The organism is Prescottella agglutinans (assembly GCF_004011865.1).
Taxonomy (GTDB): domain Bacteria; phylum Actinomycetota; class Actinomycetes; order Mycobacteriales; family Mycobacteriaceae; genus Prescottella; species Prescottella agglutinans.
On record NZ_RKLP01000007.1, the window covers coordinates 335,785 to 355,890 of the forward strand.

The following is a 20,106-nucleotide window of genomic DNA, read 5'->3' on the forward strand; positions in this document are numbered from 1 at the left end:
TCGTTCGCACCGCTACGCTGCACCGTGTGCCGCAGACCGAGATGGATCACGAGTCGGATGCCCCGGCCCGGTTCCGGGTCGATCGCGCCAAGACTTTCGCCAAGCGTGCGCTCGGGATCGACGGGCGCTCGCACCGCCCGTCGGTAGCCGACGCCCTTCACGGCGACGAGACCGAGGCTCCGGGCCTCGACGCCGCCGAAACCCGCCAACTGCACTGGATACGCCTGTTCGGCGCCACCGGCGCGGTGCTCATGGCGGTCGGTGCGCTGGGCGCCGGCGCGCAGCCCGTCCTGCAGAACCCCGTCCAGGGCCTGCGGGTCCTGGGCCTGCCGGCACGCATGCCGAGCGCGACGCTGAGCATGGCCATGACCGGCACCGTCATGGTGGTCCTCGCCTGGCTGCTGCTGGGCCGGTTCGCGGTCGGCAGCCTCCGCGGCGGACGTCCACCGCGACAGCTGACCCGGTCCCAACTGGACCGCACCCTGCTGCTGTGGGTGATACCTCTCACAGTGGCGCCGCCGATGTTCAGTCGCGACGTCTACTCCTACCTGGCGCAGAGCGAGATCACCGCGCGCGGCCTCGACCCGTACGAGATCGGCCCCGCCGGGGCACTCGGCGTCGACCACGTCCTGACCCGGACCGTGCCCACCATCTGGCGCGACACCCCGGCGCCCTACGGCCCGCTGTTCCTCTGGATGGGCCGCGGGATCACCTGGCTCACCGGCGACAACATCGTCGCCGGCATCTTCCTGCACCGTCTGCTCGCGCTCGCGGGCGTCGCGATGATCGTGTGGGCCCTGCCCCGGCTCGCCCGGCGCTGCGGCGTCTCGGCGGTCAGCGCGCTCTGGCTGGGCGCCATGAATCCCCTGGTGCTCTTCCACCTGGTCGCCGGCATCCACAACGAGGCCCTGATGATCGGCCTGATGCTCGCCGGTGTGGAACTGGCGCTGCGGGCCGTCGAGAGCAAGGATCCGATTCGCGGACGCACCCTGCTCCTGTTGCTCGCCGGCGCCACCCTGATCGCACTGTCCTCGACGATCAAGATCCCGTCGCTGCTCGCACTCGGATTCGTGGGAATGGCACTCGCCCGCAGGTGGGGCGCCAATCTGAAGGCACTCGTGTCGGCCGCGGCCCTGCTGGGGGTGGTCGCGATCGCGGTGACCGTCTTCGTCAGCGTCGCGAGCGGGCTCGGCATGGGCTGGACGCAGACGCTCGCCACGGCCACCGAGGTCCGCAGTTGGATGTCGATCCCGACCCTGCTGGGACTCGGCACCGGCCTGGTCGGGGTGCTGCTCGGCCTCGGCGACCACACCACCGCGGTGCTGAGCCTGACCCGGCCGATCGCGTCGCTGATCGCGGCCTTCATCACGGTGCGCATGCTGGTCGCCGTGCTGGTCGGACGGATCCACCCGGTCGGGGCGCTGGGCGTGTCCCTGGGCGCGATCGTCCTGCTCTTCCCGGTGGTGCAGCCGTGGTACCTGCTGTGGGCGGTCATCCCGCTCGCCGCATGGGCCACCCGCCCGGTGTTCCGGATCCCGGCCATCGCGTTCTCGTCGTTCGTGAGCGTGATTCTCATGCCCAACGGCGCCGAGTACGAGCCGTTCATGATCGTCCAGGCCGCCATCGCCACCGCGATCGCGAGCATCACGCTGATGCTCCTCACCCGCAACAAGCTGCTCTGGGCCGGCCAGCCCGGGACCACCGGACATGCCTGATCCGGTCGGGGCCTAGGCTGGTTCCTCGTGATTGTCAGAACGTCGGAAACGGCGTTGATATGAGTGCGCCGGCCGTCTGCCTCCAAGGCGTCGAGAAGTCCTTCGGCAACGTCCACGCCGTCAACGGACTCGATCTCGTCGTCGAACAGGCGCAGGTGCTGGCGCTCCTCGGCCCTAACGGCGCAGGCAAGACCACCACCGTCGAGATGTGCGAGGGCTTCGTCTCCCCCGACGCCGGGTCCGTACGCGTCCTCGGCCTCGACCCGATCGCCGACTCCGCGGCGCTCCGGCCCCGTATCGGCGTGATGCTCCAGGGCGGCGGCGCGTACCCGGGTTCGAAGGCCGGCGAGATGCTCGACCTGGTCGCGTCGTACTCGGCGGACCCGCTCGATCCCGAATGGCTGCTGCGCAGCCTCGGCCTGCAGGACGCCCGCCGCACCCCGTACCGCCGCCTCTCGGGCGGCCAGCAGCAGCGCCTGTCCCTCGCCTGCGCCCTCGTCGGCCGGCCCGAACTCGTGTTCCTCGACGAACCGACCGCGGGCCTCGACGCGCAGGCGCGCCTGCTGGTGTGGGAGTTGATCGACGCGCTGCGCCGCGACGGCGTCAGCGTCCTGCTCACCACCCACCTGATGGACGAGGCCGAGGAACTCGCCGACGAACTCGTCATCATCGACCACGGCCGGATCGTCGCGTCCGGCACGCCGTCCGAGATCACCCGCACCGGGGCCGAGGGACTGCTGAGCCTCGTCGCCCCGTCCGGCCTCGACCTCGCCCCGCTGCGCGCCGCGCTGCCCGCCGACTTCCAGGTGCAGGAGGTCACGCCCGGGGACTACGTCGTCCGTGGCGCGATCGACCCGCACGTCGTCGCGGCGGTCACGTCGTGGTGCGCGGGACAGAATGCGCTGGCCACGGAGATCCGCGTCGACCAGCGCCGCCTCGAGGACGTTTTCCTCGAACTCACGGGACGGGATCTGAGGGGATGAGCGTGACGCACCACGACCGCCTGGCCGACAACCGCTTCGCCGACGGCACGTTCACCCCGCGCCCGCAACCCGCGCCGCCGGCGCGGATGCTGGCCGCGCAGACCAAGCTCGAGCTGACGCTGCTGCTGCGCAACGGCGAACAGCTGCTGATCACGATGTTCATCCCGATCACGCTGCTGATCGGCTTGACCCTGCTACCGATCGGGGATTTCGGAAGCGACCGCGTCGACACGATCGTCCCCGCCGTGATGATGGTCGCGATCATGTCGACCGCGTTCACGGGCCAGGCGATTGCTGTCGGCTTCGACCGCCGCTACGGCGCCCTCAAACGTCTCGGCGCCACCCCGCTGCCGAGGTGGGGCATCATCGCCGGCAAGAGCGCCGCGGTCGTCATCGTCGTCGCGATGCAGGCCCTCCTGCTCGGCGCCATCGGGTTCGCGCTGGGCTGGCGGCCCAGTGTCGTCGGCCTGCTCCTCGGCGCGGTCGTGATCGCCCTCGGCACCGTCACGTTCGCGGCGATGGGCCTGCTGCTGGGCGGCACCCTGCGCGCCGAGATCGTCCTCGCCCTCGCGAACATCCTCTGGTTCGCGATGGCCGGCATCGGCAGCGTCATCTTCGCCGACCAGCTCCCCGCCGGGGTCCGGATCGCCGCGGAACTGGTTCCGTCCGGTGCGCTCGCGCAGGCCCTCGAGGACGCCACCGCGGGCAGCATCAACGTGCTGTGTGTGGCGATCCTCGCGGCATGGGCGCTCGTCTCCGGATTCGTCGCGACCAGGACTTTCAAGTTCACCTGACACGAGTATTCGTTCATTCGGCGCGTGTCGGGCGAAACACTTCCGAGTCCGACCGTCCAGTATCAGAATGGCCGTCGTGACCGCCTCCCTGATGACCGGATTCCGCCGCACGTCCCTCGCCGCCTGCGGCGCTCTCGCGCTCGCGCTGGCCCCGATGACCGCGGACGCGGCCCCAGCCTGGGGCCCGCTCGCACCCCCGAACCCCCACCTGGGCCCGGCGGGTACCGCGACCATGCATCAGGACGCGGGATCGTCCGATGCCACACCCCTGGCCGGACCGGGCACCGGCGCCGTCTCGATCGCGCAGTACCCGCTCGCGTCGGCGTGCCCGACGCTGTTGCAGGGCTCGGACGGGCTGGTCGTCGCGCTGTGCACCACGATGATCGGGCAGAACCCGACGGTGCATCTGCTGGACCCGAACGCCTCGACGTTCCCGGCCGGCGGGACGCTCACGCAACTCCAGCTCACCAAGGGCAGCCTGCTCGGCGGCGTGTACGCCTACCTCGACTCCGACGATCGCCTGGTGGTCGTGGACGGCACCCGGCACCTGCTGCGGATCGGCCACGCGCAGGTGAACGGCAAGTGGGCACTGAGCATCGACACCAGCATCGACCTGACGTCGGCGATTCCCGACGGCGACAACGTCACGGGCCTGGCGCCGGACTGGGCCGGCAACGTCTGGTTCGCGACCGGCGGCGGCATCGTCGGCACCGTCGACGCCGCCGGTGCGGCCCGGACGTTGTCGCTGCCGGCCGGCGAACAGGTCCAGAACAGCATCTCGACGTCGCCCGGCGGCACCTCGGTTGCCTCGACCCATGCGACGTACCAGCTGAGTGCCGGGCCGGACGCCCAACCCCACATCGACTGGCGACAGCCGTACGACCGGGGCTCGGCCCGCAAGCCCGGGCAGCTGAGCTGGGGCACCGGCTCGACGCCCACCTACTTCGGCCCCGCCACCGGTTCGGAATACGTGACGATCGTCGACAACGCCGACGGCCAGGTGAACCTGCTCGTGTACCGGTCCGCCACCGGCGAGGAGATCTGTAAGGAACCCGTTCTCCCGCCGGGCGAGGACGGCGGCAGCCTGGGCAGCACCGGCAGCGCCGGTGGTTCCGGCGGCAGCCTGTCCGGCAGCGTCGGCGGCAGCACCGGTTCGGGCAGCGGCAGCGAGAACTCACCGATCGGCGTCGGGCGGTCCGTGTTCGTCGCGGGCACGTACGGCTACCCCTACCCGACGGTCCCGGCAGGGGCGGGCGAGGCGGTGCCGGCGTCCGCGCCGTTCCGTGGCGGCATGACCCGCGTGGACGTCGACGCCGACGGCCAGGGCTGCACCACCGTGTGGCAGAACGAGGTCCGCAGTTCCGCAGTTCCGCACCTGTCGACCGCCGACGGCAACTTGTACACGATGGTCCGGCAGGGTATCGGCGACACCGCCGTGACCACTCCCTTGGACAGCTTCGCGTACGCAGTGATCGACCCCGACACCGGTGCGGTGAAGACCACCGAGACCATCACGGGCACCCTGCTGGGCGACACGCTGCAGATGTCGGCGCTCATCACCCACGACGGCCGGTACATGCAGGGCACGATCTCGGGCATCGTGTCCGTCAACCCCGGCAGCGGAGGGTCGAGCGGCTCGTCGGGATCGTGACCTCGCACACGATCGCGCCACCCGCGGGTCGGATAACCTGCGCGTTTCCCCGCGGGCGGCGCACCCCAACGACAGCGTGTAGTGGACGGCCCTCTACCATCGGGGCGTGCTGTATCGCGGGTTTGTGAACCTGGTCAACCGTCTGCCGCTGCCGTCCCTCGCGGTCCAGAAGTGGATCGCGATCGCGGTGATCGTCTCGCAGGGCGGCATCGCGGTCACCGGATCGGTCGTCCGCGTGACGGCGTCCGGCCTCGGCTGCACCACCTGGCCGCAGTGCTATCCGGGCAGCTTCGTCCCGACGTCGTCGTCCACCGCGCCGTGGTTCCACCAGTCCATCGAGTTCGGCAACCGGTTGCTCACCTTCCTGGTGGTCGCGACCGCTGCCGCCGTGGTCCTCGCCGTCACCCGCGCGGGGCGCCGGCGCGAGGTGCTGGCCTACGCGTGGCTGATGCCGCTGTCGACCGTCGCGCAGGCGGTCCTCGGCGGGATCACCGTGCTCACCGGGCTGCTCTGGTGGACGGTGGCGCTGCACCTGCTGGTGTCGATGGCGATGGTGTGGCTGTCGGTCATCCTGTACCACAAGATCGACCAGCCCGACGACGGCGTCGAGGTCACCACCCTCCCCAAGCAGTTGAGCTGGCTGACGGCCCTCACCGGCGTCGCGCTGGCCGGAACGCTGGTCGCCGGCACCATGGTGACCGGCGCCGGACCCCACGCCGGCGACAAGAACCCGGAGCGCACCGTCGAGCGTCTCGACCTCGACATCACCAACCTCGTGCACCTGCACGCCGAACTGCTGGTCGGCTACCTCGCGCTGCTGATCGGCCTCGGGTTCGGCCTGTACGCGGTCGGCGCGAGCGCCGCGGTGAAGCTGCGTCTGAAGGTCGTCGTCGCACTCGTGGTCGCACAGGCCTGCGTCGGTCTCGTGCAGTTCTGGACGCACGTACCGGCCGCGCTGGTGACCATCCACGTCGCGCTCGCCGGTGCCTGCACCGCCGCGACCGCCGCCCTGTACGCGGCAGGCCGGGTCCGTGAACCGGTCGGTGAACGCGCCGACACCGAGGCCGTCGCGTCCGCCTGACCCGGCTTCACCCACGAACGACGAAGGCCGGGGTCCTGCACACGTGCAGGACCCCGGCCTTCGGAGGTTTCAGCGCTCGTTGCGCGCCTTGGGGAAGCGTGTCTGGTGGGCGACCCAGCCCGCCATCTTCGCGAAGTGACCCTTGCGCGGGGTGACGACGCTGGTCAGCGCGCGATCCCACTCGGAGACCGTGATCTCGTCGAAGGAGGCGACGACCGCGTTCGCGATCGCGACCGTTTCGACCACCTGGTCGCCGAGGATGCCGTCGGCGCCGACGAGCGTGATCCGCACGCCCGCACGACCGACCGGCTGAATGACCGCGCTCGCGGATCCGCCGTGCTCGGAGAGGAACTTCCGGATGGCTGCGACCGTGCCCGAGGGCAGGACCGGGGCCGCAGCGGTGCTCTGGGTATCGGTGCTCATGGCGTCAGCCTACTGTGCGGTAGCGGAACGACGCCCACGACCGTCCCATCACACGTCCGGGAACCGGGTGTACAACAAGAACATGCGCGCAATCGTGGTGTCCGAGTACGGCGGTCCCGAGGTCCTCACCCCCACCGAGGTGCCGGATCCGCAACCCGGTCCCGGTGACCTGGTGGTAGCCACCGAGGCGATCGGGATCAACTTCATCGACACGTACTTCCGCACGGGCACCTACGCCCGCGATCTCCCCTACGTCCCCGGCGACGAGGGCACCGGCGTCGTCACCGCGGTCGGCGCCGACGTCACCGAGTTCGGCGTCGGCGACCGGGTGGCCTGGGCGGCCGGGCCCGGCAGCTACGCGGAGAAGGTCGTCGTTCCCGCCGCAGTCGCCGTGGACGTGCCCGACGGGGTCGCTCCCGAGCAGGCCGCATCGGCGCTGCTGCAGGGCATGACGGCGCACTACCTGATCGAGTCGGCGTATCCGGCGCGGTCGGGTGAGACGGTCCTCGTCCACGCCGGTGCCGGTGGTGTGGGTCTGCTGTTGACGCAGATGGCGGCCGCGAAGGGCATCAAGGTCGTCACGACGGTCTCGACGGACGAGAAGGAGGCACTCTCGCGGGAGGCGGGCGCGTGGCGCGTCCTGCGCTACGGCGACGGCCTCGCCGAGAAGGTGCGCGAACTGACCGGCGGCGAGGGCGTGGCCGCCGTGTACGACGGGGTCGGCAGGGACACGTTCGACGCGAGCCTCGAGTCGCTGCGGATCCGCGGCACGCTCGTGCTGTTCGGCGCCGCGAGCGGGCCGGTTCCGCCGTTCGATCTGCAGCGTCTCAACGCGGGCGGGTCGCTGTACGTGACCCGGCCGACCCTCGCCCACTACGTGCGGGACCGCGAAGAACTCACGTGGCGCGCGGGCGCCGTCCTCGACGCGATCGCGGCCGGGACGCTGAAGCTGCGGGTGGGCGGCGCCTACCCGCTCGACGAGGCGGCACAGGCGCACCGCGACCTCGAGGGCCGCAAGACCACCGGTTCGATCGTGCTGCTGCCGTAGCGCCGCAGCAACGACGACGAGGGCCCCGGTCGAATTACGACCGGGGCCCTCGTCGAAGGTCAGACGACTGGCTGTGTCAGAACAGCTGCCCGATGGTCTGCCAACCCAGGACCGAGTCGACGGCCAGGCCGCAGCACACGACCGCGAGGTAGTTGTTCGACTGCAGGAACAGCTTGAGCGGCTTGATGGGGGTGCCGCCGCGGACGCTGTTGTACAGCTGGTGCGCGACGAACAGGAACCAGGCGCCGGCCAGCAGCGTGACGACCGCGTAGATCCAGCCCGCGGCCGGCACCAACGCGAGTGACGCGAGGACGGTGGCCCACGTGTAGATCACGATCTGCTTGGTGACGTGCGTCTCGGAGGCGATGACCGGGAGCATGGGCACACCCGCGGCCTTGTAGTCCTCCTTGTAGCGCATCGCGAGCGCCCACGTGTGCGGCGGCGTCCAGAAGAAGATGATCAGGAAGAGGACGACCGGTTCCCAGCTGAGCGAGCCGGTGACCGCGGCCCAACCCACCATGACCGGCATGCATCCGGCGGCGCCGCCCCAGATGACGTTCTGCCAGGTCCGACGCTTGAGCACCATCGTGTAGACGAGGACGTAGAACGCGATCGTCAGGACGACCAGGAAACCGGCGAGCAGGTTGGCGCGCCACCACAGCCACAGGAACGATGCGATACCGAGCGTCATGCCGAACACGAAGGCGTTCCTCGTCGGCACCGCCTGGCGGGCCAGCGGGCGCAGCGCTGTGCGCTTCATCACCTTGTCGATGTCGGCGTCGACGACGCAGTTGAGCGAGTTCGCACTCGCGGCGCCCATCCAGCCGCCGAACAGCGTGCTGAGGATGAGGACGAGGTCGATGTGACCGCGGTCCGCGAGCAGCATCGCCGGAATCGTCGCGACGAGCAGGAGCTCGATCACCCGCGGCTTCGTCAATGCGACGTACGCGAGGAACGTCGAGGTCACACGCCCCCACAGCGTCGACCTGTCCGGTACGACTTCCGATTCGGAAGCGGATGCGCCGCCCGGGCTGCCGAAGCCGTGTCCGCTCGGCCTATGCCCTGTACGCACGCTGTCTCCTTGCCCCACGCGACTACATCCTCGCTGACTACTGCACTACTACAGACGATGGTAGACGCCGGTTACCCGGCAACCGAATCGACCCGAATCCAGGGGCACACTAGGCTGGAGGCGCACAAGAGGCCCGCCAACGCCCAGCGCACCCTCCGGCTCCACGTACAACCATGTCAGGAGACATCTGCCCGTGTCGATCACAGACGAGATCCGCGTCCTCACCCAACCGGTCCACCCCACCGACTGGACCGATCTGGACACCAAGGCCGTCGACACCGTACGAGTCCTCGCCGCGGACGCCGTCCAGAAGGTCGGAAACGGCCACCCCGGTACCGCGATGAGTCTTGCACCGCTGGCCTACACCCTGTTCCAGCGGGTGCTGCGCCACGACCCGAAGAACCCGGAGTGGGTCGGCCGCGACCGTTTCGTCCTGTCGTGCGGGCACAGCAGCCTGACGCTGTACCTGCAGCTGTACCTGTCCGGCTACGGCCTGGAGCTGTCCGACATCGAGGCGCTGCGCACGTGGGGCTCGCTCACCCCCGGTCACCCGGAGTTCGGCCACACCGTCGGCGTCGAGATGACCACCGGCCCGCTGGGCCAGGGCCTGGCGTCGTCGGTCGGCATGGCGATGGCGGCCCGCCGCGAGCGCGGCCTGTTCGATCCGGACGCCGCGGCCGGCACCAGCCCGTTCGACCACTACGTCTACGTCATCGCCTCCGACGGTGACATCGAGGAGGGCGTCACCTCCGAGGCGTCGTCGATCGCGGGCGTCCAGGAACTGGGCAACCTGATCGTCTTCTACGACGACAACAAGATCTCGATCGAGCACGACACCGCGATCGCGCTCGGCGAGGACACCGCCAAGCGTTACGAGGCGTACGGCTGGCACGTGCAGGTCGTCGAGGGCGGCGAGAACGTCTCGGCGATCCTCGACGCCGTGGAGGCCGCGAAGGCCGTCACCGACAAGCCGTCGATGATCCTGCTGCGCACCATCATCGGATACCCGGCTCCGACCAAGATGAACACCGGCGACGTGCACGGTGCCGCGCTCGGCGCCGACGAGGTCGCCGGGGTCAAGCGCGCCCTGGGCTTCGATCCGGAGAAGAGCTTCGACGTCGACCCGGCCGCGCTCGCGCATGCCCGCCAGGTCGTGGATCGGGGCGCCGCTGCGCACACCCGGTGGCAGGCCGACTTCGACGCCTGGGCCGCACGCGAGCCCGAGCGCAAGGCGCTGTTCGACCGTCTGCACGCCGGCGAGTTCCCCGAGGGCTGGGCCGACAACCTCCCGACGTGGGACGCCGACGCGAAGGGCGTTGCGACCCGCAAGGCGTCGAGCAAGGTCCTGAACGCGCTCGGCCCGATCCTGCCGGAACTGTGGGGCGGCTCGGCCGACCTCGCCGGCAGCAACAACACCACGATCGACGGCTCCGACTCGTTCGGCCCGACGTCGATCTCGACGAAGGACTGGAACGCCCAGCCCTACGGCCGGACGCTGCACTTCGGCGTGCGCGAGCACGCGATGGGCTCGATCCTCAACGGCATCGTGCTGCACGGCCCGACCCGCGCGTACGGCGGCACGTTCCTCGTCTTCAGCGACTACATGCGCCCGGCGGTCCGCCTGGCCTCGCTGATGAAGACCCCCGCGCTGTACGTCTGGACGCACGACTCCATCGGCCTCGGCGAGGACGGCCCGACGCACCAGCCGATCGAGCACCTCGCGTCGCTGCGTGCCATCCCGAACATGTCCGTCATCCGTCCGGGCGACGCCAACGAGACCGCCCAGGCGTGGAAGGCCGCGCTCGAGCACAAGACCGGCCCGACCGCGCTCGCGCTGACCCGCCAGGACATCCCGGTCCTCGAAGGCACCCGGGACAAGGCCGCCGAGGGCGTGGCCCGCGGCGCGTACGTGCTGGCCGAGGCGTCCACCGGCACCCCCGAGGTGATCCTGCTCGGCACCGGCTCGGAGCTGCAGCTGGCGGTCGCCGCCCGCGAGGCACTCGAGGCGGACGGCATCGCCACCCGCGTCGTGTCGGTCCCCTGCCTCGACTGGTTCGAGCAGCAGGACCAGGCCTACCGCGACGAGGTCCTGCCGCCGTCGGTGCGCGCCCGCGTCACCGTCGAGGCCGGCATCGCGATGCCGTGGTACAAGATCCTCGGCAACGACGGCGAGGCCGTCTCGATCGAGCACTACGGCGCATCCGCCGACCACAAGACGCTGTTCCGTGAGTTCGGCTTCACGGCCGAAGCGGTCACCGATGCGGCGCGCCGCACCCTCGCACGTGTGAAGGGATGAATCATCATGACTGACACTGCAACCCAGAACGCCAACCTCGCGGCGCTGTCCGCGGCGGGCGTGTCCGTGTGGCTCGACGACCTGTCCCGCACGCGGCTCGAGACGGGCAACCTCGCGGACCTGATCGCGACCCGCAGCGTCGTCGGGGTCACCACGAACCCGACGATCTTCCAGGGCGCCATCACCAAGGGCAACGCGTACGACGCGCAGCTGAGCGCGCTGGCGAAGCAGGGCGCCGACGTCGACGAGACGGTGCGCACCCTCACCACGGACGACGTCCGCAACGCCTGCGACGTGCTGGCGCCGGTGGCGTCCGCGACCGACGGCGTGGACGGTCGCGTCTCGATCGAGGTCGATCCGCGTCTGGCCCACGAGACCGACGCGACCGTCGCGCAGGCGATCGAGCTGTGGAAGCTCGTCGACCGCGAGAACCTGCTGATCAAGATCCCGGCTACCAAGGCGGGTCTGCCGGCGATCACCCGGGTGATCGCGGAGGGCATCAGCGTCAACGTCACGCTGATCTTCTCGGTCGAGCGGTACGAGGCGGTCATCGACGCGTACCTGTCCGGGCTCGAGGCCGCGAAGGCCGCCGGGCACGACCTGTCGAAGATCCATTCGGTGGCGTCGTTCTTCGTCTCCCGCGTGGACACCGAGATCGACGCGCAGCTCGAGAAGATCGGCTCGGAGGCCGCCCTCGCGCTGCGCGGCAAGGCCGGTGTGGCCAACGCCCGCCTCGCGTACGCGTCGTACCAGAGCGTGTTCGAGGGCGGCGACCGATGGGCGGCGCTGGCGGCCGAGGGCGCACGCGTCCAGCGTCCGCTGTGGGCGTCGACGGGTGTGAAGAACCCCGACTACTCCGACACGCTGTACGTGACGGAGCTTGTCGCCCCGCACACCGTGAACACCATGCCGGAGAAGACCCTCGAGGCGGTCGCCGACCACGGCGCCGTCACCGGGGACACCATCACCGGCACCGCCGCGGCGTCGCAGAACGTGTTCGACGGGCTGGCCGCGGTCGGCATCGACATCCCGGCCGTGTTCGACAAGCTCGAGTCCGAGGGCGTCGACAAGTTCGAGGTCTCGTGGAACGAGCTCCTCGACGCGATCACGGAGCAGCTCGCGGCTGCTCGAGAGAGCTGATCCGTGAGCGAACCCGCGGCGGACCGTTGGGTCAACCCACTTCGGGACAGCAGGGACCGGCGACTGCCTCGCATCGCCGGCCCCTGTGGCCTGGTGATCTTCGGTGTCACCGGCGACTTGGCGCGCAAGAAGCTCATGCCGGCGGTGTACGACCTCGCCAACAGGGGCCTGTTACCGCCCGGGTTCGCTCTGGTCGGGTTCGCCCGGCGTGACTGGGCGGACCAGGATTTCGCCCAGGTCGTGCACGACGCCGTCCGCGAGCACGCCCGCACCCCGTTCAGCGAGGACGTGTGGGAGCAGCTCGCGAAGGGTATTCGCTTCGTCCAGGGCAGCTTCGACGACGCCGACGCCTTCACCGAGCTGTCCAACACGCTCGACGCGCTGGACCGCGAACGCGGCACGCGGGGCAATCACGCGTTCTACCTGTCGATTCCGCCCGCCCAGTTCCCCACGGTGTGCGAACAGCTGTCGACGTCGGGGCTGGCGAAGTCCGCGGACGGGCAGTGGCGCCGTGTGGTGATCGAGAAGCCGTTCGGTCACGACCTCGAGAGTGCCCAGGAACTCAATGCGGTGGTGAACAACGTGTTCCCGGAGGACACGGTGTTCCGCATCGATCACTACCTGGGCAAGGAGACGGTCCAGAACATCCTGGCGTTGCGGTTCGCGAACCAGTTGTTCGACCCGATCTGGAACGCCCACTACGTCGACCACGTGCAGATCACCATGGCCGAGGACATCGGTCTCGGCGGCCGGGCCGGCTACTACGACGGCATCGGCGCGGCCCGGGACGTCATCCAGAACCACCTGCTCCAGCTGCTCGCGTTCACCGCGATGGAGGAGCCGATCAGCTTCGAGCCGTCCGAACTGCAGGCCGAGAAGATCAAGGTGCTGTCCGCGACGCGTCTCGCGGAACCGCTCGACGAGACCACCGCCCGCGGTCAGTACGCCGGCGGCTGGCAGGGCGGCCGGAAGGTCGTCGGCCTGCTCGAGGAGGAGGGGTTCGCGAAGGACTCCAAGACCGAGACCTACGCGGCGATCACCCTCGAGGTGGACACCCGCCGCTGGGCCGGGGTGCCGTTCTACCTGCGCACGGGAAAGCGACTGGGCCGCAGGGTCACCGAGATCGCGGTCGTGTTCAAGCGGGCCCCGCATCTGCCGTTCGACGCGACCATGACCGAGGACCTCGGCCAGAACGCCCTCGTGATCCGCGTCCAGCCCGACGAGGGCGTCACCATGCGGTTCGGCTCCAAGGTGCCGGGGTCGAGCATGGAGGTCCGGGACGTCAACATGGACTTCAGCTACGGGCAGGCGTTCACCGAGTCGTCGCCGGAGGCCTACGAGCGGCTGATCCTCGACGTCCTGCTCGGTGAGCCGTCGCTGTTCCCGGTCAACGCCGAGGTCGAGCTGTCGTGGAAGATCCTCGACCCGGTCCTCGACCACTGGGCGAAGAACGGCAAGCCCGAGCCCTACGAGGCAGGCACGTGGGGTCCGCCGTCGGCGCAGGAGATGATGCGCCGCACCGGTCGCGAATGGAGAAGGCCGTGATCATCGAGCTGCCGGGAACCACCACCGGAGCGATCAACAAGAAGCTCGTCGAGGTTCGCGAGTCCGGCGGCGCGGTCACGTTGGGCCGGGTCCTGACGCTGGTCGTGTGCACGCGGGACAGCAAGAACTCCGAGGACGTCATCGACGCCGCGAACGAGGCCAGCCGCGAGCATCCGTGTCGCGTCATCGTCGTCGCGCGCGGATCCCGTTCGGAGGAGACGCATCTCGATGCCGAGATCCGTGTCGGTGGCGACGCCGGCGCGTCCGAGGTCGTGATCCTGCGCGTGTACGGCGAACTCGCCGATCACGAGGCGAGCGTCGTGGTGCCGTTCCTGCTGCCCGACACCCCGGTCGTGGCGTGGTGGCCGGAGGACGCACCCGCGGTTCCGGCACTGGATCCAGTGGGGCGGTTGGCGATCCGCCGGATCACCGACGCGACGGGCGCCGACGACCCGACCGCGACCATCAAGAGCCGACTCGGCTCGTACACGGCGGGCGACACCGACCTCGCGTGGAGCCGCATCACCTACTGGCGGGCGCTGCTGACATCGGCGCTGGACCAGCCGCCGCACGAGCAGATCGTGTCGGCGACGGTGTCGGGCCTGGCGACCGAACCGGCGCTCGACGTCCTGGCGGGCTGGCTCGCGGGCCGCATCGACGGACCGGTCCGCCGGCAGACCGGTCCGCTGTTCGTCGAACTGCAGCTCACGAACGGCGACCGCATCTCGATCAGCCGTCCGCAGGTCGAGACGACAGCGACGCTGGCCCGCACCGGCCAGCCGGACGCCCTGGTGGCGCTGGCCCGCCGCGAGACCCGGGACTGCCTCGCGGAGGAACTGCGCAGGCTCGATCCCGACGAGATCTACGAAGCCGCCCTGACGGGACTGTCGAAGGTGGAATATGTCTGACGTGAACGCCCAGCAGGAGATCCAGCGGTACGCCGACACCGACGCCCTGGTGCGTGCGTCGGCCGAGCGCTTCGTCGACGCGGTCGTCGCAGCCCAGCAGTCGCGCGGGTCCGCGGCCGTGGTGCTCACCGGCGGTGGCACCGGCATCGCACTGCTCGAGCACGTGCGCGCCAACCCCGGCGCCATCGAGTGGGCGGCGCTGGACGTGTTCTTCGGCGACGAGCGCTTCCTGCCCACCGGCGATCCGGAGCGCAACGAGGTGCAGGCGCACCAGGCGCTGCTCGACCACGTGCCGGTCGATCCGGCACGCGTCCACGTCATGGCAGCGTCGGACGGCGCGTACGGCAGCGATCCGGTCACGGCGGCCGCCGCGTACGCCGAGGTCCTCGAAACGTTCGGCGCAGACCGCACCGGCCCCCTCTTCGACGTCCATCTGCTCGGCATGGGCGGTGAGGGCCACATCAATTCGCTGTTCCCGGACACCGATGCGGTTCGCGAGCCCGAGCAGTTGGTGGTCGCGGTCACCGACTCCCCCAAGCCGCCGCCGGTCCGGGTGACGCTCACCCTGCCCGCCGTGCAGTCGGCACGCGAGGTGTGGTTGATCGTGTCGGGTGACGCGAAGGCCGACGCGGTCGCCGCGGCGGTCGACGGCGCCTCGCCGGAGGAGATCCCGTCCGCGGGTGCGCGCGGCGTCGAGCGCACGGTGTGGCTGCTCGACGAGACCGCCGCGAGCAAGCTTCCGCTTTCCTGACAATTCGTCATTCAGGCTGGTCGTCGACGGGTTCGCCCGCACACCGCTCCTGTGGCACCTCACCGGTGTCGGCCGCGCTCGTTCGTGGCCGACACCCCGTCGACAACCGAGCGCTGCTCCGGGGCCCGCCCGGCCTGCGCGCTCCGAGCCGCCGATACGTGGCGCCCCTCGCGTTCCGATCCATCCGCGCTCCCTCCCCTGCCGGTCCCCGGTTTCTGTTCCGTACGCTCTGTTCGACGCGACGAACCGTGGATCGGTTCCCCCGCACCTGCGGCGTAGTACGGCGGTACCATTCCGGCGTGCAGCGCGCGGAGTACATCTCGGAGCTCGGTACCGTCCTCGATCGCCACAGCAACGCTGCGGCGGAGAAGATCTCGGCGATACTCGACAACTGTCCGGCGGAGGCCACCGCCCTCGCCTTCGACGTGTTCCCCGACCAGGACGGTGAGGGCACCTTCGACGTCTGGGCGCGACTGGACGGCCCGGACCACTTCGCGCTGAACAAGCCCGTCGACGACCACCGCCACGTGTTCGGGATCGTGCACACCGAGGACGGACTCGAACCCGAGGTCCCGCTCTGGTCGCGCAGCGCCCCGTTCTGTGTGCAGGACGCGATCGTCGACGCCGCCGCGACGTGGATCGGCGAGTTGTGGTCGCGCGTCGGCCAGGTTCGGTCGGCGCTGCCCTGGTACGTCGAGGGCGAGGACGGCTACGGGACGATCACCCCGCTGCTGTTCGAGTCGGAGCACCGCTGACCGCCTGCCCCACCCTCATTCGCGGAGCGCGTCCGACAGCACCGTGATCAACTCGGCGGCCGGGGCCATCGGCAGCGTGTAATGCGACGCGCCGGACAGGACGGCAGTCCGTGCCCCGGGCAGCGCCTTTCGGACGCCGGCACGCACCCTGCGGATGTCGTGGATGCGGCTGAGTTCGGCGAGCACCACCGTCGTCGGACACCGGATCTGCCCGAGGTCGCGGCGTCGCGGACGCTTCGGCACCACCGGTCTCGTCGTCGGGAAGTGTTCGGCGCCGTGTGCGACGAGGTCGAGCCAGTCCGGGTCCACTTCCGATCCCGCCGTCTCCCAACCGATCAGTGCCCGTTGCCGCGCGGCGGTGGGCCGCAACAGCAGCGGCAGCGCCCGGAGCAGGAAGCCGGTCCGCATGCCCGCGAAGCACGAATTGGGGTCGAGCAGTACGAGTCGATCGACCCGTTCGGGGTGCCGCGTCGCGAACGCCAGCGCCACCATTCCGCCGTACGAATGCCCCACGAGGGCAACGGCTCCGAGACCGAGCGCATCGAGCACGTCGGCCAGCCACACCATGAGGTCCTCGACGGTGCGGGGCCCCTCGCCGACGACGCTGCGGCCCAGATCGCCGAGCAGGTCGACCGCGAAGACGCGATGCGTGGCGGCCAGATCGCCCGCCACCGCAAACCACGATGTCGAGGTCGCCCGCCCGCCCGGCAGCAGCACCACCGGCGGCGCCTCGACCGGACCGCAGACGTTGACGCGTGTCGTCCCGTGGCGGGTCGTGGCGTCGACGCCCTCGACCGGACCCGGCCACTTCCCCAGGACGCGGTCGTAACGGTCGCGAAACTCGCGGCCGGACGCCGTGTCGGCGAATTCGGAGATGCTGCCCTGACCCATGTGAACCCCCTCGACAGTTACCTCGATGATCGAGATACTAGATAGTCGAAAGTTATAGATCCAGAGGAGATGACGTGCCGGAACCGACGAGACCGGACGACGACGCGCTGACGATCGTGCACCGCGTCCGGGCCCTGACGATCGAGCTCCATCTGATCGGGGCGGACTTCGCGTCGCGGAACCGCCTGCACACCACCGATCTTCGGGCCCTGATCTGCCTGCTCGACGCCGACCGTTCCGGCGTCCCCGCTACGCCCGGCCTGCTGGCCGACGAACTGGCTCTCACCTCCGCATCGACCACGGCGCTGGTGGACCGACTGGAGAGGGCGGGGCACATCCGACGCGTGCGGGACACCGCCGATCGCCGCCGCGTGCTGCTCGAGGTGACGCCGTCCGCCGTGGAGCTGGGCTGGTCGTTCTTCGGCCCGCTGATCGGGGCGGCGACGGAGACGATCGACGACTTCACCCCGGACGAACAGGGCACCATCGAACGGTTCCTCGTCCAGATGACTGCAGCCGCTGCCGCCACACGTGACCAACTCGCGCCCTGATCACACGACGACAACAGACATGCTGAGCTGAACCCCGAGGCGAACAGCGGTCACATCACCGGGCGGCTGGGGTCACACACCGGGATCGGGCGAGACGAGCCAGGTCCGGAAGATCTTCTCGGTTGCGATGCCCTCCACCACGAACGGATCGCCGGCAGCGAAGGCTTCCGCGGCCTCCAGCGAAGTGAAGATCGACATCGCCGCGGCTTGTCCTGTCGACGTTTCGGCGAACGGCCCGATCATCACGAGTGCGCCCGGTCGGTCGATCCGGAACTCGGCCGCGTACGCACTGTGCGCCGGAAAGACCTCAGGGATCCGGGTGCGGGCGGCCACGTCGGAGTAATACAGCAGGACGACGTGCGGAACCCACACCGGCTGTGCCGTCATTCGAACCCACTCCACGACTTGTTTGTCGGCCGCGATCATCTTATCCGGTGACCACGTCGACGAGGGAGAGGAACTCCTTGATCGACACGACCTAGATGTGATGTCCGGGGAGGTTGGTCAGTCGGGTGACCGGTGGCCGGCCGCCGATGGCGGAGTGGGGTCGGTGGTGATTGTAGAAGTGCAGCCATCCGGGCAGGGCGGCGTTGCGCTGCGTGGTTGATTCGTAGAGGCGGGCGTAGGCCCATCCGTCGGCCAGGGTGCGGTGGAAGCGTTCGACCTTCCCGTTGTGCACGAACGCGATTCCGGTTCTCGGCTCGTAGCGGCTGTTGCGTCGGCCGGTCCTCTTCGCGGTGGCCTCTCGGTTCTTCTTACCTTGCCGGCGGCCGACGAAGCGGTGCCCACCACCGCCCTCGGATGTTGCCGAACTTGGTGACATCGACATGGATCAACGAGCCGGGGTGGTCGTGTTCGTAGCGACGCAGCGGTTCCCCGGTGACCCGGTCGATACGCGAGAGCCGGTTGATGCGGCACCGCACCAGCACCGCGTGGACCGTGGATGCCGGCATCGACAGCCGCCCGGCGATCTGGACCGGGCCGAGCCGGTGACGCCACCGCATCTCGACGATCTGCCGAACCACTTCGAGGGGTGTCTTGTTCGGGCTCGAGTTTGGACGCGAGCTGCGGTCGACCATGCCGGCGACGCCTTCAGCGCGGTAGCGGTCAGCCCACTTCTTCGCCGTTCGTGCCGCGACCATGAACATCTTCGCTGCCGAACCGTACGTCCAGCCGTCATCGACGATCAGTCGTGCCAGGCGGAGTCTGGTGACCGGAGTCAGCGTTGCATTAGCGTGGGACACGAAGGCCTCCTGGTGGTGAAGCGGTTCCTAGACAGCTCCACTTCACAACCGGAGGCCTTCACCTGTCAGGTCGACTCACCGGACAGAGTCCGGACCAACCTCCCTGGACATCACACCTAGAGCGTGTCTGACAAAGCGTGGGTCCAGGCGATTGCGGCGTGGATGAGGACGGCAGCTCAGTGTGCCGTGCCTGCCGAATTCGGGCCGTGGCAGACGATCTGGAAACGTCACCGCCGCTCAGCGGCCGGTGCGGGCATTCGACAGGCAAGATGGTCCCTATGAGCGCACACGCAGGCCTGCTCCTGGCGATCGCGATCCCCGCCGGCGGCCTGGTCGTGTTCACGCTGGTCTTCTTCCTGCTCGGCCGCAGGATGCGGCGGCTGCGTCACGAAGGTCGTGTCACGTACCCCGCGAAGACCACGCCCGGCAGCAACGACTTCTCCAGCAACGCCGTGTGAGCCCCCCGAGCGGCCCTGGAATCCGGAAGCTGGCCCGGGGGTGCCACTAGCGCCGGCACCCACGTGCCTCGCGAGTGAAAGGGTAAGCGCATGACGACACCTCGCGCCTATCTTGACGCTGTTGCGGAGATATACACGGGACTTGATGCTTCTCTGGATTTGCGAGCCCCGCTGGCGGACACGAATCGTGACGCGATGCTCGCGTCGCTGGGATACGGGGTGGTGGACTGGCTCGTCGATCTGTGGCGAGTCGCCGACGGCGGGCCAGTCTACAGTCCGGTGTTCACACGGCCAGATTTCTTCAACGGTGCGGACTTCCTGTCCGTGTCGCAGTCCCTTGCGTTGCGCAATCGCCTGCGTGATATTGCGGGGAACTTCGCGGGCTGGCAGGAGTCGGTACCTCGCGATGGTCGGATCCGCGCGGGCTGGTTCCTCGACACGTGGGTGCCATTCGCAGCCTTTGGAGGGAGCACGATCGTCCTATTCGCCGACTGCGACCCGGGCCCCGGGGGCGCGGTCGGTCAGGTGATCTCCTACGTGCATGACCCCGACCAGATCTCCTTGGTGGCACTCGATGGTGAGGCCTATCTTGACGCATCGCTCACGTGGTTCCGCGATCAAGCAGAAGAGTTCGTCCCCGAACCTGAAGATTGAGACGCTTCTTCGCCCTAGGTGTACCTGGCCATCAGGTTGGTTGCAGTCGGCTGATCGGTGGTAGTCCTCCGAGTGCGCTGTGGCGTCGTCGAGTGTTGTAGTACTCGAGCCAAGGTGCAAGCGCGTCGGCGCGTTCGGTGTTGCTG

20 protein-coding genes and 1 pseudogene are annotated in these 20,106 nt (G+C 69.4%); 15 read left to right on the forward strand and 6 right to left on the reverse strand.

Annotated features, from left to right (window positions below; genetic code table 11):
- Positions 1-41: 41 nt before the first annotated feature.
- The 5 genes from mptB (at position 42) to EGT67_RS15475 (ending at position 6,224) form a co-directional block, all read left to right on the forward strand.
- Entirely contained in the window at positions 42-1,715 is a 1,674-nt protein-coding gene (gene mptB, locus EGT67_RS15455) for a polyprenol phosphomannose-dependent alpha 1,6 mannosyltransferase MptB (protein WP_127917004.1), read from the forward strand.
- 59 nt (positions 1,716-1,774) lie between these two features.
- Positions 1,775-2,698, forward strand: coding sequence for an ABC transporter ATP-binding protein (locus tag EGT67_RS15460; RefSeq protein ID WP_127916960.1), 924 nt, complete (start codon positions 1,775-1,777; stop codon positions 2,696-2,698).
- Positions 2,695-3,492 carry an ABC transporter permease gene (locus tag EGT67_RS15465; RefSeq protein WP_127916961.1) on the forward strand — a complete coding sequence of 266 codons (798 nt, stop codon included), beginning with the start codon at positions 2,695-2,697 and terminating at the stop codon, positions 3,490-3,492. The genes EGT67_RS15460 and EGT67_RS15465 overlap by 4 nt, the downstream gene beginning before the upstream one ends.
- A 67-nt stretch (positions 3,493-3,559) precedes the next feature.
- Positions 3,560-5,143: a hypothetical protein gene (locus EGT67_RS15470; protein WP_127916962.1), complete on the forward strand. Its 1,584-nt coding sequence runs from the start codon at positions 3,560-3,562 to the stop codon at positions 5,141-5,143.
- Between the two features lie 106 nt (positions 5,144-5,249).
- Positions 5,250-6,224, forward strand: coding sequence for a COX15/CtaA family protein (locus tag EGT67_RS15475; RefSeq protein WP_127916963.1), 975 nt, complete (start codon positions 5,250-5,252; stop codon positions 6,222-6,224).
- A 69-nt stretch (positions 6,225-6,293) separates the two neighbouring features.
- Here the strand turns inward: EGT67_RS15475 and EGT67_RS15480 are convergent, their stop codons facing one another.
- Positions 6,294-6,647, reverse strand: coding sequence for a hypothetical protein (locus tag EGT67_RS15480; RefSeq protein ID WP_127916964.1), 354 nt, complete (start codon positions 6,645-6,647; stop codon positions 6,294-6,296).
- Positions 6,648-6,729: 82 nt separating this feature from the next.
- Here EGT67_RS15480 and EGT67_RS15485 point away from each other — a divergent pair, with 82 nt between their 5' ends.
- Entirely contained in the window at positions 6,730-7,695 is a 966-nt protein-coding gene (locus EGT67_RS15485; protein ID WP_127916965.1) for a quinone oxidoreductase family protein, read from the forward strand.
- Positions 7,696-7,771: 76 nt separating this feature from the next.
- On the opposite strand, the gene EGT67_RS15490 is transcribed toward EGT67_RS15485, so the two are convergent.
- Positions 7,772-8,767, reverse strand: a complete 996-nt coding sequence (locus EGT67_RS15490; protein ID WP_127916966.1) for a heme o synthase — start codon at positions 8,765-8,767, stop codon at positions 7,772-7,774.
- Positions 8,768-8,960: 193 nt separating this feature from the next.
- Between EGT67_RS15490 and tkt the strand changes: the two genes are divergently transcribed.
- From tkt to EGT67_RS15520, 6 genes are all read left to right on the forward strand, one after another.
- Positions 8,961-11,063 carry a transketolase gene (gene tkt / locus EGT67_RS15495; protein ID WP_127916967.1) on the forward strand — a complete coding sequence of 701 codons (2,103 nt, stop codon included), beginning with the start codon at positions 8,961-8,963 and terminating at the stop codon, positions 11,061-11,063.
- A 6-nt stretch (positions 11,064-11,069) separates the two neighbouring features.
- Positions 11,070-12,203 carry a transaldolase gene (gene tal / locus EGT67_RS15500; RefSeq protein WP_127916968.1) on the forward strand — a complete coding sequence of 378 codons (1,134 nt, stop codon included), beginning with the start codon at positions 11,070-11,072 and terminating at the stop codon, positions 12,201-12,203.
- A gap of 3 nt (positions 12,204-12,206) precedes the next feature.
- Complete coding sequence (gene zwf / locus EGT67_RS15505) at positions 12,207-13,748, forward strand: glucose-6-phosphate dehydrogenase (RefSeq protein WP_127916969.1); 1,542 nt, start codon at positions 12,207-12,209, stop codon at positions 13,746-13,748.
- Positions 13,745-14,656, forward strand: a complete 912-nt coding sequence (opcA, locus tag EGT67_RS15510) for a glucose-6-phosphate dehydrogenase assembly protein OpcA (RefSeq protein WP_206612400.1) — start codon at positions 13,745-13,747, stop codon at positions 14,654-14,656. The genes zwf and opcA overlap by 4 nt, the downstream gene beginning before the upstream one ends.
- Entirely contained in the window at positions 14,649-15,407 is a 759-nt protein-coding gene (gene pgl / locus EGT67_RS15515; RefSeq protein ID WP_127916971.1) for a 6-phosphogluconolactonase, read from the forward strand. Before opcA ends, pgl begins: the two co-directional genes overlap by 8 nt.
- Positions 15,408-15,706: 299 nt before the next feature.
- Positions 15,707-16,162 carry a DUF6389 family protein gene (locus EGT67_RS15520; RefSeq protein WP_127916972.1) on the forward strand — a complete coding sequence of 152 codons (456 nt, stop codon included), beginning with the start codon at positions 15,707-15,709 and terminating at the stop codon, positions 16,160-16,162.
- Between the two features lie 15 nt (positions 16,163-16,177).
- On the opposite strand, the gene EGT67_RS15525 is transcribed toward EGT67_RS15520, so the two are convergent.
- On the reverse strand, positions 16,178-17,053 hold the full coding sequence (locus EGT67_RS15525) for an alpha/beta fold hydrolase (RefSeq protein ID WP_127916973.1): 876 nt from the start codon (positions 17,051-17,053) through the stop codon (positions 16,178-16,180).
- 74 nt (positions 17,054-17,127) lie between these two features.
- Here EGT67_RS15525 and EGT67_RS15530 point away from each other — a divergent pair, with 74 nt between their 5' ends.
- Positions 17,128-17,604 (forward strand): MarR family winged helix-turn-helix transcriptional regulator, encoded by a 477-nt coding sequence (locus EGT67_RS15530; protein ID WP_127916974.1) that lies wholly within the window; start codon positions 17,128-17,130, stop codon positions 17,602-17,604.
- Between the two features lie 72 nt (positions 17,605-17,676).
- Here the strand turns inward: EGT67_RS15530 and EGT67_RS15535 are convergent, their stop codons facing one another.
- Together EGT67_RS15535 and EGT67_RS15540 are read right to left on the reverse strand one after the other, a co-directional pair.
- Complete coding sequence (locus EGT67_RS15535; RefSeq protein ID WP_241566050.1) at positions 17,677-17,991, reverse strand: YciI family protein; 315 nt, start codon at positions 17,989-17,991, stop codon at positions 17,677-17,679.
- Between the two features lie 91 nt (positions 17,992-18,082).
- A pseudogene (locus EGT67_RS15540) lies at positions 18,083-18,848 on the reverse strand (integrase core domain-containing protein).
- Between the two features lie 278 nt (positions 18,849-19,126).
- Between EGT67_RS15540 and EGT67_RS15550 the strand changes: the two are divergent.
- A complete protein-coding gene (locus EGT67_RS15550) occupies positions 19,127-19,306 on the forward strand; it encodes a hypothetical protein (RefSeq protein ID WP_127916976.1) in 180 nt (59 codons plus the stop codon).
- Between the two features lie 90 nt (positions 19,307-19,396).
- Positions 19,397-19,960, forward strand: a complete 564-nt coding sequence (locus EGT67_RS15555; protein WP_127916977.1) for an SMI1/KNR4 family protein — start codon at positions 19,397-19,399, stop codon at positions 19,958-19,960.
- A 31-nt stretch (positions 19,961-19,991) separates the two neighbouring features.
- Here EGT67_RS15555 and EGT67_RS15560 read toward each other — a convergent pair.
- The coding region (locus EGT67_RS15560) for an integrase core domain-containing protein (protein WP_164877445.1) at positions 19,992-20,106 on the reverse strand (115 nt) is incomplete at its 5' end.

Bases quoted from the DNA above. Each gene is read 5' to 3' on its own strand.
- EGT67_RS15550 (WP_127916976.1), top strand. From the start codon at position 19,127: ATGAGCGCACACGCAGGCCTGCTCCTGGCGATCGCGATCCCCGCCGGC.
- EGT67_RS15480 (WP_127916964.1), bottom strand. From the start codon at position 6,647: ATGAGCACCGATACCCAGAGCACCGCTGCGGCCCCGGTCCTGCCCTCG.
- EGT67_RS15470 (WP_127916962.1), top strand. From the start codon at position 3,560: ATGGCCGTCGTGACCGCCTCCCTGATGACCGGATTCCGCCGCACGTCC.
- EGT67_RS15465 (WP_127916961.1), top strand. From the start codon at position 2,695: ATGAGCGTGACGCACCACGACCGCCTGGCCGACAACCGCTTCGCCGAC.
- tal (WP_127916968.1), top strand. From the start codon at position 11,070: ATGACTGACACTGCAACCCAGAACGCCAACCTCGCGGCGCTGTCCGCG.
- EGT67_RS15535 (WP_241566050.1), bottom strand. From the start codon at position 17,991: ATGACGGCACAGCCGGTGTGGGTTCCGCACGTCGTCCTGCTGTATTAC.
- EGT67_RS15525 (WP_127916973.1), bottom strand. From the start codon at position 17,053: ATGGGTCAGGGCAGCATCTCCGAATTCGCCGACACGGCGTCCGGCCGC.
- EGT67_RS15460 (WP_127916960.1), top strand. From the start codon at position 1,775: ATGAGTGCGCCGGCCGTCTGCCTCCAAGGCGTCGAGAAGTCCTTCGGC.
- EGT67_RS15485 (WP_127916965.1), top strand. From the start codon at position 6,730: ATGCGCGCAATCGTGGTGTCCGAGTACGGCGGTCCCGAGGTCCTCACC.
- EGT67_RS15555 (WP_127916977.1), top strand. From the start codon at position 19,397: ATGACGACACCTCGCGCCTATCTTGACGCTGTTGCGGAGATATACACG.
- pgl (WP_127916971.1), top strand. From the start codon at position 14,649: ATGTCTGACGTGAACGCCCAGCAGGAGATCCAGCGGTACGCCGACACC.
- mptB (WP_127917004.1), top strand. From the start codon at position 42: ATGGATCACGAGTCGGATGCCCCGGCCCGGTTCCGGGTCGATCGCGCC.